This is a genomic window from Providencia rettgeri (assembly GCF_001874625.1).
GTDB lineage: Bacteria > Pseudomonadota > Gammaproteobacteria > Enterobacterales > Enterobacteriaceae > Providencia > Providencia huashanensis.
In genome coordinates this window covers 3,774,269-3,792,036 of sequence record NZ_CP017671.1, presented here as the reverse complement: position 1 = coordinate 3,792,036, position 17,768 = coordinate 3,774,269, and the positions used below count along the sequence as shown (strand labels likewise).

The 17,768-nt window shown below is 40.1% G+C and carries 17 protein-coding genes; 16 read left to right on the top strand and 1 reads right to left on the bottom strand.

The genetic code is table 11. The features are described 5' to 3' along the window. The first annotated feature begins 26 nt into the window (after positions 1–26). From skp to tilS, 10 genes are all read left to right on the top strand, one after another. Positions 27–521, top strand: a complete 495-nt coding sequence (skp, locus tag RB151_RS17565) for a molecular chaperone Skp (RefSeq protein WP_042848979.1) — start codon at positions 27–29, stop codon at positions 519–521. A 3-nt stretch (positions 522–524) separates the two neighbouring features. After that, positions 525–1,562 (top strand): UDP-3-O-(3-hydroxymyristoyl)glucosamine N-acyltransferase, encoded by a 1,038-nt coding sequence (gene lpxD, locus RB151_RS17560; RefSeq protein WP_042848978.1) that lies wholly within the window; start codon positions 525–527, stop codon positions 1,560–1,562. Positions 1,563–1,690: 128 nt separating this feature from the next. Further along, on the top strand, positions 1,691–2,143 hold the full coding sequence (gene fabZ / locus RB151_RS17555; protein WP_042848977.1) for a 3-hydroxyacyl-ACP dehydratase FabZ: 453 nt from the start codon (positions 1,691–1,693) through the stop codon (positions 2,141–2,143). Between the two features lies 1 nt (position 2,144). Continuing rightward, a complete protein-coding gene (gene lpxA / locus RB151_RS17550) occupies positions 2,145–2,942 on the top strand; it encodes an acyl-ACP--UDP-N-acetylglucosamine O-acyltransferase (protein WP_042848976.1) in 798 nt (265 codons plus the stop codon). 45 nt (positions 2,943–2,987) lie between these two features. After that, the gene (gene lpxB, locus RB151_RS17545; RefSeq protein ID WP_071548570.1) at positions 2,988–4,145 is read left to right on the top strand and encodes a lipid-A-disaccharide synthase; all 1,158 of its coding nucleotides are present in this window, start codon (positions 2,988–2,990) and stop codon (positions 4,143–4,145) included. Further along, complete coding sequence (gene rnhB / locus RB151_RS17540; protein WP_071548569.1) at positions 4,145–4,738, top strand: ribonuclease HII; 594 nt, start codon at positions 4,145–4,147, stop codon at positions 4,736–4,738. Before lpxB ends, rnhB begins: the two co-directional genes overlap by 1 nt. Positions 4,739–4,749: 11 nt before the next feature. Further along, positions 4,750–8,232: a DNA polymerase III subunit alpha gene (gene dnaE / locus RB151_RS17535; protein WP_042848973.1), complete on the top strand. Its 3,483-nt coding sequence runs from the start codon at positions 4,750–4,752 to the stop codon at positions 8,230–8,232. Between the two features lie 12 nt (positions 8,233–8,244). Beyond that, a complete protein-coding gene (accA, locus tag RB151_RS17530; RefSeq protein ID WP_042848972.1) occupies positions 8,245–9,204 on the top strand; it encodes an acetyl-CoA carboxylase carboxyl transferase subunit alpha in 960 nt (319 codons plus the stop codon). A 139-nt stretch (positions 9,205–9,343) separates the two neighbouring features. Next, the gene (locus RB151_RS17525; RefSeq protein ID WP_042848971.1) at positions 9,344–10,234 is read left to right on the top strand and encodes a DMT family transporter; all 891 of its coding nucleotides are present in this window, start codon (positions 9,344–9,346) and stop codon (positions 10,232–10,234) included. A gap of 13 nt (positions 10,235–10,247) precedes the next feature. Beyond that, complete coding sequence (tilS, locus tag RB151_RS17520) at positions 10,248–11,597, top strand: tRNA lysidine(34) synthetase TilS (protein ID WP_048606322.1); 1,350 nt, start codon at positions 10,248–10,250, stop codon at positions 11,595–11,597. 63 nt (positions 11,598–11,660) lie between these two features. Here the strand turns inward: tilS and rof are convergent, their stop codons facing one another. Beyond that, on the bottom strand, positions 11,661–11,924 hold the full coding sequence (gene rof / locus RB151_RS17515) for a Rho-binding antiterminator (protein ID WP_042848970.1): 264 nt from the start codon (positions 11,922–11,924) through the stop codon (positions 11,661–11,663). Between the two features lie 271 nt (positions 11,925–12,195). Here rof and nlpE point away from each other — a divergent pair, with 271 nt between their 5' ends. The 6 genes from nlpE (at position 12,196) to RB151_RS17485 (ending at position 17,750) form a co-directional block, all read left to right on the top strand. Beyond that, the gene (nlpE, locus tag RB151_RS17510; protein WP_071548568.1) at positions 12,196–12,852 is read left to right on the top strand and encodes an envelope stress response activation lipoprotein NlpE; all 657 of its coding nucleotides are present in this window, start codon (positions 12,196–12,198) and stop codon (positions 12,850–12,852) included. Between the two features lie 375 nt (positions 12,853–13,227). Continuing rightward, positions 13,228–13,548, top strand: coding sequence for a PTS sugar transporter subunit IIB (locus RB151_RS17505; RefSeq protein ID WP_042848968.1), 321 nt, complete (start codon positions 13,228–13,230; stop codon positions 13,546–13,548). Between the two features lie 113 nt (positions 13,549–13,661). Further along, on the top strand, positions 13,662–15,020 hold the full coding sequence (chbC, locus tag RB151_RS17500; RefSeq protein WP_042849009.1) for a PTS N,N'-diacetylchitobiose transporter subunit IIC: 1,359 nt from the start codon (positions 13,662–13,664) through the stop codon (positions 15,018–15,020). A gap of 44 nt (positions 15,021–15,064) precedes the next feature. After that, positions 15,065–15,409, top strand: coding sequence for a PTS N,N'-diacetylchitobiose transporter subunit IIA (gene chbA, locus RB151_RS17495; RefSeq protein WP_071548567.1), 345 nt, complete (start codon positions 15,065–15,067; stop codon positions 15,407–15,409). Positions 15,410–15,419: 10 nt separating this feature from the next. Continuing rightward, positions 15,420–16,286: a transcriptional regulator ChbR gene (gene chbR / locus RB151_RS17490; protein ID WP_081363971.1), complete on the top strand. Its 867-nt coding sequence runs from the start codon at positions 15,420–15,422 to the stop codon at positions 16,284–16,286. Positions 16,287–16,394: 108 nt separating this feature from the next. Then, the gene (locus RB151_RS17485) at positions 16,395–17,750 is read left to right on the top strand and encodes a 6-phospho-beta-glucosidase (protein WP_042848966.1); all 1,356 of its coding nucleotides are present in this window, start codon (positions 16,395–16,397) and stop codon (positions 17,748–17,750) included. Positions 17,751–17,768: the final 18 nt, after the last annotated feature.

Genomic DNA, 17,768 nt, shown 5'->3' with positions numbered 1-17,768 from the left:
CATACATATGGGTTAAGGAGTTTAGTGTGAAAAAATTGTTGTGTGCAGCGGGTGTTAGTATTGCTTTAGCAATGTCTGCGGGTGCTTATGCTGAGAAAATCGCTATTGTAAATGTTGGTGAAATTTTCCAAAAAATGCCTGCACGTGAAGCCGTTGCTAAACAGCTTGAGAGTGAGTTCAAAAGTCGCGCAACTGAGTTACAAAATCTAGAGAAAGATTTACAAGCTCGAGTTGATAAATTGCGCCGTGATGGTGCAACTATGAAGAAAACTGAACGTGAAAAACTTGAAGCAGAACTCATGACTAAACGTGACCAGTTCGCTGAAAAAGCTCAAAAATTTGAAGAAGACAACCGTCGTCGTCAAGGTGAAGAGCGTACTAAAATTTTAACACGTATTCAGGATTCTATTAAATCTGTAGCTGCTAAAGAAGGCTATGATGTTGTTATCGATGCAAATGCAGTTGCTTATGCAAAAGATAGCGTAGACATCACCAGTCAGGTTCAAAAACAGGTTAAATAATAGATGTCTTCAATTCGATTGGCTGACCTTGCTCAGCAGTTGAATGCGCAACTACATGGTGATGGCGATATTGTCATCACCAGTATTGCTCCAATGCATTCAGCGAATAATCAACAGATTACTTTTCTATCTGATAGCCGTTATAGTGATAAATTGGCTGATTGCCAAGCTGCAGCGGTTGTTCTCACAGCAAAAGATCTTGCAGCCTGTAAAGTCGCAGCATTGGTTGTGGATAACCCATACCTTGCTTATGCGCACATGGCTCAAATTATGGATACAACTCCGAGCCCAGCTGAAAATATCCATCCCTCCGCAGTGATTGCAGAAGACGCAAAACTCGGTGAGAATGTGGCAATAGGTGCAAATGCCGTTATCGAAAGTGGTGTAATCCTAGGCGATAACGTGGTGATTGGCGCAGGTTGCTTTGTGGGTAAAAACACACGTATAGGTGCAGAGACCCGCTTGTGGGCAAATGTGAGTGTGTACCACAATATTGAAATTGGCGAGCAATGCTTGGTTCAATCCGGAACAGTGATTGGTTCCGATGGGTTCGGCTATGCAAATGATCGTGGTAATTGGGTCAAAATCCCCCAATTAGGCACCGTAATTATTGGTTCACGAGTAGAAATCGGCGCAAATACAACGATTGATCGTGGTGCATTGGATAACACAATAATTGGCAATGGGGTTATCATCGATAATCAGTGTCAAATTGCACACAATGTCATTATTGGTGATAATACAGCAGTTGCTGGTGGTGTCATCATGGCGGGCAGTTTAAAAATTGGCCGTTATTGTATGATTGGTGGTGCCAGTGTAATCAATGGCCATATGGAAATTTGCGATAAGGTAACGGTAACGGGAATGGGTATGGTCATGAGACCAATCACTGAGCCGGGAGTTTACTCTTCAGGTATTCCTTTACAGCCTAATAAAGCTTGGCGTAAAACAGCTGCTTTAGTCTTAAATATCAATGAGATGAATAAACGGCTGAAACATGTTGAGCGTGAATTAGATAGCCAAAATCAAAAAAATCAGTAATCATTTTGTAATTCAGGCTAAAATAGTCATCTGAGTTACGTTTTCCGGCCTGCCAGTTAACCTAATTTATGGTTAAAGCGGGCCGATTCATTAATTAAACCGTATTAATAGACAGGAAGAGTATTTCGATGAGTGATAATCATACTCTGAATATAGAAGAAATTTTAGAACTGCTTCCGCACCGTTATCCATTTCTTTTGGTTGACCGTGTATTAGATTTCGAAGAAGGCAAATCTTTGCGCGCAGTAAAAAATGTCTCATTTAATGAGCCATTTTTCCAAGGCCATTTTCCAGGCAAACCTATTTTTCCTGGCGTGTTAATTTTAGAAGCAATGGCTCAAGCCACAGGTATTCTTGCGTTTAAAAGCGCCGGTAAATTAGAACCTGGTGAACTGTACTATTTTGCTGCGATTGATAATGCACGTTTTAAACGTCCGGTTCTACCTGGAGACCAAATGGTCTTAGAGGTTGAATTCATTAAAGAACGCCGTGGTGTAGCACGTTTTAAAGGTGTTGCAAAAGTTGATGGAGAAGTGGCCTGCGAAGCAGAAATGATGTGCGCCCGTCGTCGTGAGGTCTGATATGATTGACAAAACAGCCTATGTCCATCCCTCATCTATCGTAGAAGATGGGGCTAGTATTGGAGCCAATGTTAGAATTGGCCCTTTTTGTTATATTGGCGCGAATGTTGAAATTGGCGAAGGTACAGAGCTGAAATCCCACGTTGTGGTCAATGGCCATACAAAGATCGGCTGTGATAATGTCATTTTTCAATTCGCATCAATTGGCGAAATAAACCAAGACCTTAAATACCAAGGTGAACCAACACGTGTTGAAATTGGTGATAGAAACCGTATTAGAGAAAGCGTAACTATTCACCGAGGCACTGTCCAAGACGTAGGGCTGACCAAAATCGGTGATGATAACCTGTTAATGGTTAACGTCCATGTTGCTCATGATTGCCTGATTGGCAATCGGTGCATCATTGCCAATAATGGGACATTAGGTGGTCATGTTACATTAGGTGATTACGCCATAATTGGTGGGATGACAGCTGTACATCAGTTTTGTAAAATTGGTGCACATGTTATGGTCGGTGGCTGCTCTGGTGTTGCACAAGATGTCCCTCCTTATGTTATTGCGCAAGGGAATCATGCGACCCCATTTGGTTTAAACCTTGAGGGTTTAAAACGTCGCGGTTTTGAAAAAGACTCGTTGCATGCAATTCGTAATGCATACAAAACGTTATATCGTTCAGGGAAATCGTTAGAGGAAGCTCGTGAAGAAATCGCGGAAGCTGCAAAGCTTAATGAGTACGTTAAAGTATTCAGCGATTTCTTGGAAGATTCTGCGCAATCTAAACGTGGTATTATCCGTTAATCCCTACTTTGGGGTTAACGAGCTTAGGCCTTTATTAAGGAGCGAATTTCGGTGAATAGCAACCGTCCACTTACTATTGGCCTTGTTGCCGGAGAAACTTCTGGTGATATTCTTGGCGCTGGCCTTATACGAGCGCTTAAAGAGCAAGTCCCTAATGCACGTTTTGTCGGTGTTGCAGGGCCGCTTATGCAAGCTGAAGGTTGTGAAGCTTGGTATGAAATGGAAGAGCTTGCTGTGATGGGCGTGGTTGAAGTCCTTGGTCGTTTACCTCGCTTATTATCCATTCGTAAAGATTTAACTCAGCGTTTTACTCAGTTGCAACCTGACGTTTTTGTTGGTATTGATGCGCCTGATTTTAATATCACCTTAGAAGGTCGTTTAAAGTCAAAAGGGGTCAAAACGATCCATTACGTAAGCCCGTCGGTTTGGGCATGGCGCCAAAAACGGGTATTTAAAATCGGTCGTTCCACTGATTTAGTATTAGCATTTTTACCATTTGAAAAAGCGTTTTACGATCGTTTCAATGTCCCTTGTCGCTTTATCGGTCATACAATGGCAGATGCAATCCCATTACATCCAGATAAGCACGCAGCTAGAGTTCGTCTAAATATCCCTGAAAGTGTAAAATGTTTAGCATTATTGCCGGGGAGTCGCCATTCAGAAGTGGAAATGCTCAGCGCAGACTTTCTCAATACAGCTAAAATTTTACAGCAGCGGTTTCCTGACTTGCATGTGGTCGTTCCGTTGGTGAATGAAAAACGCCGTCAGCAATTTGATGCTATCAAGCAAAGTACTGCGCCTGAATTACAGGTTCATATTCTTGATGGTCAAGCACGCGATGCAATGATAGCTGCAGATGCAACTTTATTAGCCTCTGGCACTGCTGCGCTTGAATGTATGCTGACAAAATGCCCAATGGTTGTGGGTTATCGTATGAAACCTTTTACTTTTTGGTTAGCAAAACGCTTAGTAAAAACACCCTATGTTTCTTTGCCTAACTTACTGGCCGAAAAAGAGATAGTAAAAGAATTACTACAAGAAGAGTGTCAACCTGAACAATTAGCACAACAGCTTATTCCATTATTAGATGGCGGAGAGCAGGTTGATAGCTTGAAACAAACCTTTTTGCAATTGCATCAGCGTATTCGTTGTGATGCAGATAAACAAGCTGCTGAGGCAGTACTAGATTTGGTTAAAAATTAATGGAATTTATCTATCCAAAAGCCAATTTGATTGCTGGTGTGGATGAAGTAGGTCGTGGTCCATTAGTCGGGGCTGTGTTAACTGCTGCCGTGATCCTCGATCCTAACAATCCAATTATTGGTCTCGCTGATTCAAAAAAGCTCACGGAAAGAAAACGTGAAAAACTATTTGATGAAATCCAGGAAAAAGCGTTGTGTTGGTGCATTGGTCGTGCAGAACCTGAAGAAATTGATAAAATAAATATTCTGCATGCAACTATGTTAGCCATGCAACGTGCAGTCGCAGGGTTAGCAATTGTTCCTGAGTTTGTTTTGATCGATGGCAATCGTTGCCCTGAATTACCGATGCCAGCACAGGCGGTTGTCAAAGGGGATAGCCTTGTACAGGAAATTAGTGCCGCCTCTATATTGGCGAAGGTTATTAGAGATCGCGAAATGGTCGAACTAGATAAAACCTTCCCTGAATATGGCTTTGCTAAGCACAAAGGTTATCCTACGGCTTACCATTTAGAAAAATTAGCGCAATATGGCGCAACCGAATTCCATCGCAAAAGCTTTGCTCCAGTGAGACGAGCTTTAGATATAACACAGTAGGTAGAAATTCGATGGCATCTCCTCGTTTTATTCATTTGCGTGTCCATAGTGACTATTCCATGATTGATGGGTTAGCTAAAACGGGTCCATTAGTTAAAAAAGTGGCCGCTATGGGAATGCCCGCATTTGCAATCACAGACTTTACTAACCTTTGTGGGTTAGTTAGGTTCTATGGGGCTGCCCATAGTGCAGGGATTAAGCCAATTATTGGTGCAGATTTTTATGTTGAAAGTGAATTATTAGGCGATGAAATTTCACATTTAACTATTTTAGCGCGTAATAATGAAGGCTATCAGAACCTAACCTTGCTGATTTCTGAAGCCTATCAAAAAGGTTATGGGGCAATAGGCCCAACAATCCACCGTGATTGGTTAGCAAAACATAAAGAAGGCCTGATTTTACTTTCAGGTGGGCGCAAAGGAGATGTCGGTCAATTTCTTTTAAGAGGTAATCAGGCGCTTGTCGATGAATGTCTTGAATTTTATGAAACCCATTTCCCAGACAGTTATTATTTAGAGTTAATAAGAACTGGTCGACCGGATGAAGAAAGCTACTTACACGCAGCCGTTGAGCTAGCCACTAAAAAAGGCTTACCTGTTGTTGCTACCAATGACGTTTGTTTTATTGAAAGTAGTGATTTCGATGCTCACGAGATCCGAGTTGCCATCCATGATGGGTTTACACTTGTCGACCCTAAAAGGCCTAAAAATTATAGCCCTCAGCAATATTTACGTTCTGAAGAAGAGATGTGTGAGCTATTTGCTGACATCCCTGAAGCGTTAGAAAACAGTGTAGAGATTGCTAAGCGTTGTAACGTGACCATCCGTCTTGGTGAATATTTCTTACCACAATTCCCTACTGGGGATATGAAAACGGAAGATTTTCTGGTTTTACGCTCAAAAGAAGGGCTTGAAGAGCGCTTAGAATTTCTCTTTCCAGATGAAAAAGTTAGGGCAGAAAAGAGGCCCGAGTATGATGAGCGTTTAGATATTGAGCTAAACGTTATTAACCAAATGGGGTTTCCCGGTTACTTCTTGATCGTAATGGAATTTATCCAGTGGTCAAAAGATAATGGTGTCCCTGTAGGGCCGGGCAGGGGGTCAGGCGCGGGCTCACTTGTCGCTTATGCTTTAAAAATTACTGATCTTGACCCTTTGGAATTTGACTTACTGTTTGAGCGGTTTCTTAACCCTGAACGTGTTTCGATGCCAGACTTTGACGTCGATTTCTGTATGGAAAAACGTGACCAAGTGATTGAACACGTTGCTCATATGTATGGGCGCGATGCTGTTTCGCAAATCATCACTTTCGGTACGATGGCTGCAAAAGCGGTTATCCGAGATGTAGGGCGCGTGCTTGGTCACCCCTATGGTTTTGTTGACAGAATTTCGAAATTAGTGCCACCTGATCCAGGTATGACATTGGAAAAAGCTTTTGAAGCTGAACCCCAATTGCCAGAAATATACGAAGCTGATGAAGAAGTTAAAGCGCTTATTGATATGGCGCGTAAGCTTGAAGGTGTGACCCGAAACGCAGGGAAACATGCGGGTGGTGTCGTTATTGCCCCCACGAAAATTACTGATTTTGCGCCGCTGTATTGTGATGCAGAAGGAAATAACCCTGTTACTCAATTCGATAAAAACGATGTTGAATACGCAGGGTTAGTGAAGTTTGACTTCCTTGGTTTACGCACACTGACAATCATCAACTGGGCGTTGGAAATGATCAACGCACGTCGAGCCAAGAAAAATTTAGATCCGATTGATATCGCAGCGATCCCATTGCATGATCAAAAAAGCTTCGATATGTTACAACGCTCAGAAACCACGGCGGTATTCCAGTTAGAATCCCGTGGAATGAAAGATTTGATCAAGCGGTTACGTCCAGACTGTTTTGAGGATATGATCGCCTTAGTTGCTCTTTTTCGTCCCGGCCCTTTACAATCAGGGATGGTAGATAACTTTATTGACCGTAAGCATGGTCGCGAAGAAATTTCTTACCCTGATGTACAGTGGCAACATGAGTCATTAAAACCTGTTCTAGAACCAACTTATGGCATTATTCTGTACCAAGAACAGGTTATGCAGATTGCGCAAGTTTTGGCTGGTTACACACTTGGCGGTGCAGATATGCTGCGTCGAGCTATGGGGAAAAAGAAACCAGAAGAGATGGCCAAGCAACGGTCCATTTTTGAAGAAGGCGCAATCAAAAATGGTGTTGACGGCGAGCTATCAATGAAAATCTTTGACTTGGTAGAGAAATTTGCCGGTTATGGGTTTAATAAATCTCACTCAGCTGCATATGCATTAGTTTCATATCAAACTTTATGGTTAAAAGCCCATTATCCAGCCGAATTTATGGCCGCAGTAATGACCGCTGATATGGATAATACAGAAAAAGTGGTTGGTTTAGTTGACGAATGTTGGCGAATGGGATTAAAAGTATTGCCACCGGATATCAATAGTGGGCTTTATCATTTCCATGTCAATGACGAGGGTGAGATAGTTTACGGTATTGGCGCGATTAAAGGGGTTGGTGAAGGCCCGATTGAGGCGATTGTTGAAGCTCGTCAACAAGGTGGCTTCTTTAAAGAAATTTTTGATCTCTGTGCCCGTGTTGATATAAAAAAAATTAACCGACGGGTGATGGAAAAACTGATTATGGCGGGGGCCTTTGACCGATTAGGCCCTCATCGTGCGGCATTAATGTCTTCATTAGAAGATGCATTAAAAGCCGCCGATCAACATGCGAAAGCAGAAGCTATTGGCCAAGCTGATATGTTTGGCGTATTAGCGGACGCACCAGAGCAGGTGGAAAGTTCTTACGCTAGCGTACCGAAATGGCCCGAGCAAGTGGTTTTGGATGGTGAAAGGGAAACGCTTGGTTTATATTTAACAGGGCATCCAATAACACGATACTTGAGCGAAATAGAACGCTATACTAACGGTCTTAGATTAAAAGATGTGAACCCAACCCCTCGTGGTCAAGTGACAACTGTGGTAGGTTTAGTACTTTCAGCTAAAGTGATTACAACCAAGCGTGGTAATAGAATAGGTATTTGTACGCTTGATGATCGTTCCGGTCGTCTGGATATTATGCTATTTTCAGATGCACTCGATAAGTACCAGCACCTGCTGGAAAAAGACAATATCCTGATAGCCACCGGTCAGGTCAGCTTTGATGATTTCAATGGTGGTAATAAAATGACAGTGCGTGAGTTAATGGATATTGGTGAAGCAAGGGAAAAATATGCACGAGGGCTTGCAATTTCACTGTCAGACAAACAAATTAACGATCAATTACTGAATCGGCTTCGTAGTACTCTTGAACCTCACCGTTCAGGAACGATCCCGGTTCATTTGTATTACCAGAAGGATGATGCCAGAGCTAAGCTTAAATTTGGCGTTGTTTGGCGTGTGACACCCGTAGATCCCCTTCTGAACGATCTTCGAACTCTGCTGGGTAGTGAGCAGGTAGAATTAGAATTTGACTAAAATAGGAATATTATGAGTCTGGATTTTCTTGATTTTGAACAGCCAATTGCGGAATTAGAGGCGAAAATTGATTCTCTAACAGCGGTTAGCCGTCAAGATAACAACTTAGAAGTCAACCTAGATGAAGAGGTTGCTCGTTTACGTGAAAAGAGTGTTGAACTGACACGTAAAATTTTCTCTGATCTGGGTGCTTGGCAAATTGCTAAACTTGCTCGTCATCCACGTCGTCCTTATACTTTGGATTATATCCCGCGCATTTTTACCGATTTCCAAGAATTAGCGGGCGACCGTGCCTATGCGGATGATAAAGCTATTGTGGGCGGAATGGCACGTTTAGATGGTCGTCCAGTGATGATTATTGGTCACCAAAAAGGGCGTGAAACAAAAGAAAAAATCCGTCGTAATTTTGGTATGCCAGCTCCTGAAGGTTATCGCAAGGCTTTGCGTTTGATGGAATTGGCTGAACGCTTTAATCTACCGATTATTACATTCATTGATACTCCAGGCGCATACCCTGGTGTTGGTGCTGAAGAGCGCGGTCAATCAGAAGCTATTGCTCGTAACTTACGTGAGATGTCACGCCTCTCCGTTCCGGTTATTTGTACCGTTATTGGTGAAGGTGGTTCAGGTGGGGCACTGGCAATCGGTGTTGGCGATAAAGTCAACATGTTGCAATACAGTACTTATTCTGTTATTTCGCCGGAAGGCTGCGCATCCATTCTGTGGAAAAGCGCTGATAAAGCCCCATTAGCGGCTGAGGCGATGGGGATCACCGCACCTCGTCTGAAAGAATTGAAACTAATTGATAATGTTGTGGCTGAACCTTTAGGTGGTGCTCATCGTAATTATGATGAGATTGCAGAGCATTTAAAAGCTCGCCTCACTGAAGACCTTAACGAATTAGAGTTATTAGACGCGGAAGCGTTGAAAAACCGTCGTTACCAACGTTTAATGGAATACGGTTACTGCTAATTGCGAGTCGTTAATTAGTTAAAAAAACGGGAGTTTGCTTTTGCTTGCTCCCGTTTTTTATTTTCTAATATAACCGATAAGTTAAGGTCTAAATTGCCATTCGGTTATCTGCTAAGAAGAACAATAGATAGGAACTAAAGTGAGACAATATAATTACCTAATGTACGCTTTGGCTTGTGTATTGATATGGAGCTTTATTCCTATTGTTTCCCGTTTAGGGCAAGCAGGAATGGATAGTTTTCAGTTTCTATTTTGGTCTAATTTGATATCAGCAATATCTGTCGTGATTGTTGCTTTAGGTTCTGGCTATAAAGTGAGTAAGCTGTTTATTTTACCTAGAAACACGATAAAAAAAGTGTTTATTCTTGGTTTTTTGGATTGTTTGTTCTACTTACTATTGTATTACGGTTATTCCATCGAAAATGGAATTGCAGTCTTAGTTATTCAGTACAGTTGGCCATTAATTATTATTTTGCTGTCAGTGGTATTATTAAAGGATAAGTTAGCGGGTAGGCAAATAGTTGGCATTATTATTGGGTTTATTGCCGTGATAATTACCTTTACCAAGGGGCAAATTACTCAGCTGCATGTAGAAAACCCAACGGCGCTATTATTAGTCTTTAGTGGTGCTTTTTGTTTTGCGCTAATGTCCGTTTTTTCTCGGCAATATTCGATCGACCCTTATATCAGTACAGTATGGCTATTTATCTTCTCCACACTGACCTCGCTTGTGCTACTGCTACTGTTTAGCGAAGTACAGTTACCCTCAAAAGCTGCTTTTTGGCCAACACTGATTAATGGTATTTTAATCAACGGCGTTTCGTATATTCTATGGTTTAAAGCAATGAATACGGGCCATTCGGCAAAAATCGCCTCTGTCGTGTTTTTGTCCCCTGTACTATCGGTGCTGTGGTTGGTATTAATTTTAAGTGATCCGTTTGAAATCGCCTATATCATAGGGGTGTTGCTTGTGATCATTTCAGGTGTTTTATGTGTTGGTATAAAAGGGAAAGTCAGAAATCGTGAATAAGGGTAGGCTAATAGTGCAGCAATCAAATATCATCATTGAGCGTATTTTAAATAAAATACAGGGTTTTGAGCAGCTATTGGTGGGCTTTAGTGGCGGCATTGACTCAACGGTGTTATTGCATGCCCTTTTTCAAATTCGGCAAACTCACCTTCCTACATTGAGTATCCGCGCAATACATATTCATCATGGGCTAAACCATAAAGCGGATGCGTGGGAACAACATTGTGCTCAGTTATGCTCACAGTGGGATATCCCTTTTATTTGCCGACATGTGACGGTTGACCCCAGCCAAAAAGGGGTTGAAGCAGCCGCACGCGATGCGCGGTATCAAGCTTACCGTGAAGAGTTAATGGCAAATGAAATCCTAGTGACGGCACAGCATCTTGATGACCAAGCAGAAACATTTATGTTGGCGCTTAAGAGAGGCAGTGGCCCCGCAGGGTTATCATCTATGCCTGAATCGTTACCATTTCTTGCTTTGAGTGGGGCTACGTGGCTATTGCGCCCGTTACTTTCAACGCCACGTGTTGAGTTAGAAACTTACATGCAGGAAAACCAACTTGCGTGGGTTGAGGACGATAGTAACCAAGATGATCGCTATGATAGGAATTTTCTTCGTCTACATATCATGCCTGCATTAACAGAACGTTGGCCGCACTTTCCGCATGCTGTTGCTCGTAGCGCAGCTTTATGTGCTGAACAAGAAACGTTACTTGATGAATTATTGAAGGAAACGCTAGAAGGCATGATGGATTATCGAGGTGGGCTATTTATTGATGACCTACAAGATTGTTCATTATCAAAGCGTAATGCATTAATCCGCCGTTGGATAGGTTTGCATCAACTCCCGATGCCACCTTTTAACCAATTAGAACGAATTTGGCAAGAAGTTGCTTTAGCTCGACAAGATGCCGACCCAATTTGCCGATTAGGCCAATTTGAAGTTCGTCGGTACCAAGGGGCATTATGGGTTATTAAGCGTATTAATAGTTTAGCGAACAAGCAGTTTCAATGGCATTATCCAAAACCATTTGAATTGCCAGAATCTCTTGGTGTACTTCATGTTATGGCTGGGCAAGGGCAAATACGCCCTCCGTTGCCTCATGAAACAGCAACTATTCGCTTTGGGTTGCAAGGCACATTGAATATCGTGGGTCGCCATCGTTCAAGAAGTAGCAAAAAGCTATGGCAAGAACTGGGGGTTGCTCCGTGGATGCGTGAGCGAGTGCCTCTAGTTTATTATAATGACCAGCTTATCACGGCTGTAGGTTGTTTTATTACGCCTGAAGGGCTGGCTGATGAGACACAATTAGGGATAGCGATTGATTGGCAGCAAGGCAGTGTATTTAAGGCGCTGTTATAAAGAGAAACCCCTTATGACTGTGATTATCATAAGGGGGGATAGAAGGACTCAATAATGTGAGTATTAGTGAGAGTGGTCGACAACAATTGTGCCGATTTCTGGATGACTGAAGGAGTTTATGCAATCCAGTCGTAGTTCCTTGGTTCCTTCATGCGTTTCAACAATCAGGTACTCGACTTTTTTTCGCAGGAGCAAATCACTGGCCTGCCCTTCAATATTCTCGCCGTCATTAAGTTTTATCTGTAACTTTAATTGACGTTGGCATGCAATTTCTAGATATTCGTAATCATCACAATTGATAGGTTGATATTCAGTATCTGTAGACATATTCCCTCACCACTGTGTTAGTGGCGGTTATTGCCGCCTTGAACATGTTGTATCAAGCAAAAAAGCGCTTGCTACGATAATAGCACAGTAAATTTAATAACTATAATCGTAGCTAGAGGAAAAAGACAATTCTTATTCATTAAATTAATTCATAACGTATTTTATCAGTAATGTCCGAATTTTCTTATCCCTGCCGTTTTTTTAAGTTTTGAAATGTTATGATTGAGAAATCGGTTAACGAATAAAAATGTATGATTTTAAGGGTATTATAATGAAAAAATCACTAATGTTAGTATTAATGGCTGTTGGGGCTGTCACGTTAGCTGGCTGTCAGACAGTTGCAAAAAATACAGAATCATCACCAGTAGATAATGTTTACACAGGTGTACTACCTTGTGCAGACTGTTCTGGTATTGAAGCAACCTTATTAGTTAACCAAGATGGCAGCTATGTTGAGCAATTGATCTATTTAGGAACAAAGGATGGCGATAGTGCTTTCCATGATTCAGGTAAATGGGCTATTGAAGATAACAAATTACGCACAACTAACCCAAAAGGTGAGAATACTTATTTCTCTCAAGCTGCGGATGGGAAGTCGGTTACTTTACTTGATTTAGAAGGTAATCCGATTGAATCGCAAATGAATTATACGTTAGAGAAAGTTAAGCCAAGCAAAAAAATAGGTCAGTACCGTTATATGGCGGACGCTGCTGTGTTCACTGAATGTGAAAGTGGGCGCCAATATTCAGCATCAGGTATTGAATTAGAAAAAGCATATAGTGAAACAGGTATTGATGGTGGAACACCGGTGTATGTTGAGTTAGAAGGTTATTATACTGTTCGTCCATCAATGGAAGATGGTCAATTTGATCCTGCATTAGTTCCTACAGGTAACATCAATTTCGATAAATCTGCTTCTTGTAACTAATCTTAGTACATCCATTTCTATTAAAGGCTCAATAGTTATATTGAGCCTTTTTCTTTTATTAACTATCTAAAATATCAGCCAAAATCCCTTCGATTTATCAATATATTCACCAGCCTTTGCTTTTTTGATATCAATATAACTTTTTTATTAACGCAAAATATTTGTATAAATGTGAGGGGGGTCATAACGATTAGTCAATGAGAGACAATTCTTGATGACATTGAAATATCGAAAACTAGGGGAAGTACGTATACTTCATTCAACTAGAAAGAATTTTTATTTTTAGTTTGTAGTGTTAGTAAATGCTGTAAGTCTGCAAAAAAACTTATAAATTACAGCGGTAATTAAAAGATAGAACGAATCTAAGGATAAGGAATGAAGAAAAAAAATATCTATTTATTTTGTTCTGCGGGGATGTCTACCTCACTGCTAGTTAACAAAATGAGGCAACAGGCAGAGAAATATGATGTACCAGTCAACATTGAAGCTTTCCCTGAAAGCTTAGCAGCAGAAAAAGGTGTCGATGCTGATTTGGTATTACTTGGGCCGCAAATTGCTTGGATGCAATCTGATATTCAAAAATTATTGCCGAACAAACCCGTTGAGGTGATTGACTCACTTTTGTACGGCAAGGTTGATGGATTAGGAGTGTTAAAAGCGGCCGTGGCAATCATTAAAAACCAAACAGCAGGTTAATATTAGAGCGCTACTAACTACCTCTATTACATAATAACTCCATCGATATTGGTGCTAATACGATCTTTAGCTAATTAAGAATGGAGCATACTCAAAAAATTGAGGGTATTTTTATGAGTCTTGTTATCACTTCGCTTGAAAAGGTACTCCTTCCATTCGCGGTTCGATTGGGAAAGCAGCCTCATGTTAATGCAATAAAGAATGGTTTTATTAGAATAATGCCTCTAACACTCGTTGGGGCTATGTTTGTACTAATTAATAATGTTTTTCTTAGTTTTGATACAGGGTCGTTTTTTTATTCTTTAGGTGTTCGATTAGAACCTTCAACAATCGAAACATTAAACGGTTTTAAAGTGATAGGGGGAAATGTTTATAATGGGACACTAGGTATTATGTCTCTAATGGCCCCTTTCTTTATTGCCATGGCATTAGCAGAAGAACGCAAAGTTGACCCGCTAGCCGCAGGGTTACTTGCTATAGCTTCTTTTATGACAGTAACACCTTATGATGTAAATGGTGCCTATGCCGTTGGGGCGAATTGGTTGGGTGGAGCAAATATCATTTCAGGGATTATTTTAGGATTAGTCGTCGCTGAAATGTTCACTTTTATTGTCCGCCGTAATTGGGTTATCAAATTACCAGATAGCGTTCCGCCATCAGTTTCACGTTCGTTTTCTGCACTTATTCCTGGTTTTATTATCTTATCTATTATGGGAATAGTGTCATGGGCGCTAACGGGGATTAGCACTAATTTTCATCAAATTATCATGGATAGTGTTTCAACGCCTTTAGCATCGATGGGAAATGTGGTTGGATGGGCTTATGTGGTCTTTACGTCGCTGCTGTGGTTTTTTGGTATCCATGGTTCATTAGCATTAACGGCGTTAGATAGCGGTATTATGACGCCTTGGGCATTAGAAAACGTTTCTTTATATGCAGAGTATGGCTCAGTTGACGCAGCAATTGCAGCTGGTAAATCCTTCCATATGTGGGCGAAGCCTATGCTTGACTCCTATGTGTTTTTAGGTGGAACAGGGGCGACATTAGGTCTGATTATTGCAATTTTTATTGCTTCACGTCGTGCTGATCATCGCCAAGTTGCTAAGTTAGCTTTACCTGCAGGTATCTTCCAAATTAATGAGCCTATTATTTTTGGTTTACCGATCATTATGAATCCTGTGATGTTTATCCCCTTTATTTTGATTCAGCCATTATTGGCAGGAATAATGGTGGCAGCATATTCTTTAGGGATCATCCCACCGGTGACAAATATTGCTCCGTGGACGATGCCAACAGGTTTGGCTGCTTTCTTTAACACCAATGGAAGTATTGCTGCCTTATTACTTGCCTTATTCAACCTTGGTGTTGCTGTTCTTGTTTATCTACCGTTTGTGGTCATTTCGAATAAAGCCCAAAACACGATAGATGAAGAAGAAAGTGAAGAAGATATTGCGAATGCACTGAAGTTTTAAAATATGGAGGAGCTTGCTCCTCCCATTTAAGTCGAGATAAAAATATGTTTGAACTTGATGATATCCAAGAAGACGCAAGCAATGAACTAGAAGAAGTTGTCATGGGGTTAATTATTAATGCGGGGCAAGCTCGAAGTTTAGCCTACACTGCGCTGAAAAAAGCCAAAGCGGGTGATTTCGTGACAGCGAAAAGTTTAATGGAGCAGTCTCATGCTTCATTAAATGAAGCTCATAAAGTACAAACTCAATTGATTGAAAGTGATATGGGAGAAGGGAGAATCAAAGTGAGTTTAGTTCTTGTTCATGCTCAAGATCACTTAATGAATGCTATGTTAGCCCGTGAATTAATTACAGAATTAATTGAGTTACATGAAAAAATAAATCATTAGAGAGAGGCTCATGATGCAGACACTGATGAATAGAACCGACACTAATGCTGAGATTAAATTGGTTCAAGAAAGTGAACTTTTTAATAATAAAACCTTTCATGTCTTTATTTATAATAAAGTTGAGAGTGCAAGTGGACTGCATCAACACGATTATTATGAATATATGATTGTTCTAACTGGTCGTTGTTATCAAATTATAAATGGAAAAAAAGTTTTATTAGAGCGTGGGGATTTTGTATTTCTACCAATTGGCTCCTACCATGAAAGTGCTTATGACTTTGGTCCTACACGGATATTAAATGTGGGTATCAGTAAATCATTTTTCGATAAGCATTATTTGCCATTATTACCAAATTGCTTTGTTGCATCACAAAGCTACCAATTAAAAAATGAATTTATGGCTTATATCGAATCGGTAATCGCATCATTGAACTTCCGCGATAGTGAATTTAATGAATTTATTGAATTAGTTACATTTAACGTAGTTAATCGGTTACGCCATTTTCGTGAGAAAAGCATGCGGGATGATGCCCCCCAATGGTTAAAAAGTACATTGGAAGAAATGCATGATATCGCGATGTTTAGTGAAAGTGCGTTGCAAAATATGATAACAATTACTGGCAAATCACAAGAGTATTTAACTCGCGCAACAAAACGATATTATGGCAAAACGCCGATGCAAATTATTAATGATATAAGAATTAATTTTGCTAAAAAACAGCTTGAAATAACTAATTATTCAATTACCGATATTGCATTTGAATCAGGGTATAGTAGCCCCAGTTTATTTGTGAAAAAATTTAAAGAGTTAACATCATTAACACCAAGTGATTATAGAAAAAATCTATTTAGTGTTGAGCAAAAAATGGTGGGTTAATTTTTTATTTAAGTTAATTTTTCTTTTAAGAAAACTCAAGCATAACCATCTTTTGATAAAGATGGTGTGCTTTTCTATATTCATTTTATAAGGTTCAATGAGGTTAATATGACTCAGAAATTAAAAGTTGTCACTATTGGCGGTGGTAGTAGCTATACACCTGAATTGTTAGAAGGTTTTATTAAGCGGTATCACGAATTACCTATTACGGAATTATGGTTAGTTGATGTTGAAGAAGGGAAAGAAAAGTTAGATATTATTTTTAACTTATGTGAGCGTATGGTTAAACATGCAGGAGTCCCTTTAAAATTATATAAAACATTAGATCGAAGAGAAGCATTAATAGATGCTGATTTTGTTACGACTCAATTAAGGGTTGGTCAATTAAAAGCGCGTGAGCTGGATGAGTCAATTCCGTTAAAACATGGTTATTTAGGGCAAGAAACTAACGGTGCTGGTGGGTTATTTAAAGGGTTACGTACCATTCCTGTTATTTTCGATATTATTAAAGATGTTGAAGAGATTTGCCCAAATGCATGGGTGATTAATTTTACCAACCCAGCAGGTATGGTGACAGAAGCAGTATATCGTCATACTGATTTTAAACGCTTCATTGGTGTCTGTAATATTCCAATAGGTATGAAAATGTTTATTACAGATGTTTTGCAACTATCTGAAAAAGATGAGTTATCAATAGATCTATTTGGTTTAAACCATATGGTTTTTATCAAAGATGTTATTGTAAATGGTGTATCACGCTTTGATGAACTATTAGAAGGAATTGCCGCAGGGACATTAAGCGCAAATTCAGTAAAAAACATTACTGACCTAGCCTTTGAAGAAGGGTTAATTAGAGGCTTAAATCTAATCCCTTGCTCGTATTTATTATACTATTTTAAACCTAAAGAAATGTTAGCAATAGAGCTTGGCGAATATTATAAAGGTGGGGCTCGAGCACAAATTGTGCAAAAAGTTGAGCATCAACTTTTCGAGCTTTATAAAAACCCATCCCTCGATGTTAAACCTAAGGAATTAGAGCTGCGGGGGGGAGCATATTATTCGGATGCTGCCTGTGAAGTGATAAATGCAATCTACAATGATAAAAAGACAGAGCACTATGTAAATATCCCACACCATGGCCATATTGATAATATTCCAAGCGATTGGACTGTAGAAATGACCTGTATACTTGGACGTGATGGTGCTATGCCTCATCCAAGAATTACGCATTTCGATGATAAGGTACTAGGGTTAATTTATACATTGAAAAATTTTGAAATAGCAACAAGTAGAGCTGCAACCAATGGTGATTTTAATGATGTCTTATTGGCTATGAATCTAAATCCATTAATTCACTCTGATAAAGATGCTCGTTTAATTTCAAAAGAATTGTTAATTGCTCATAAAAAATACCTGCCTAACTTTGATGAAGTGATAAAAAAATTAGAGCAGGAAAGTAAATAGGGCGATTATATACAGGGT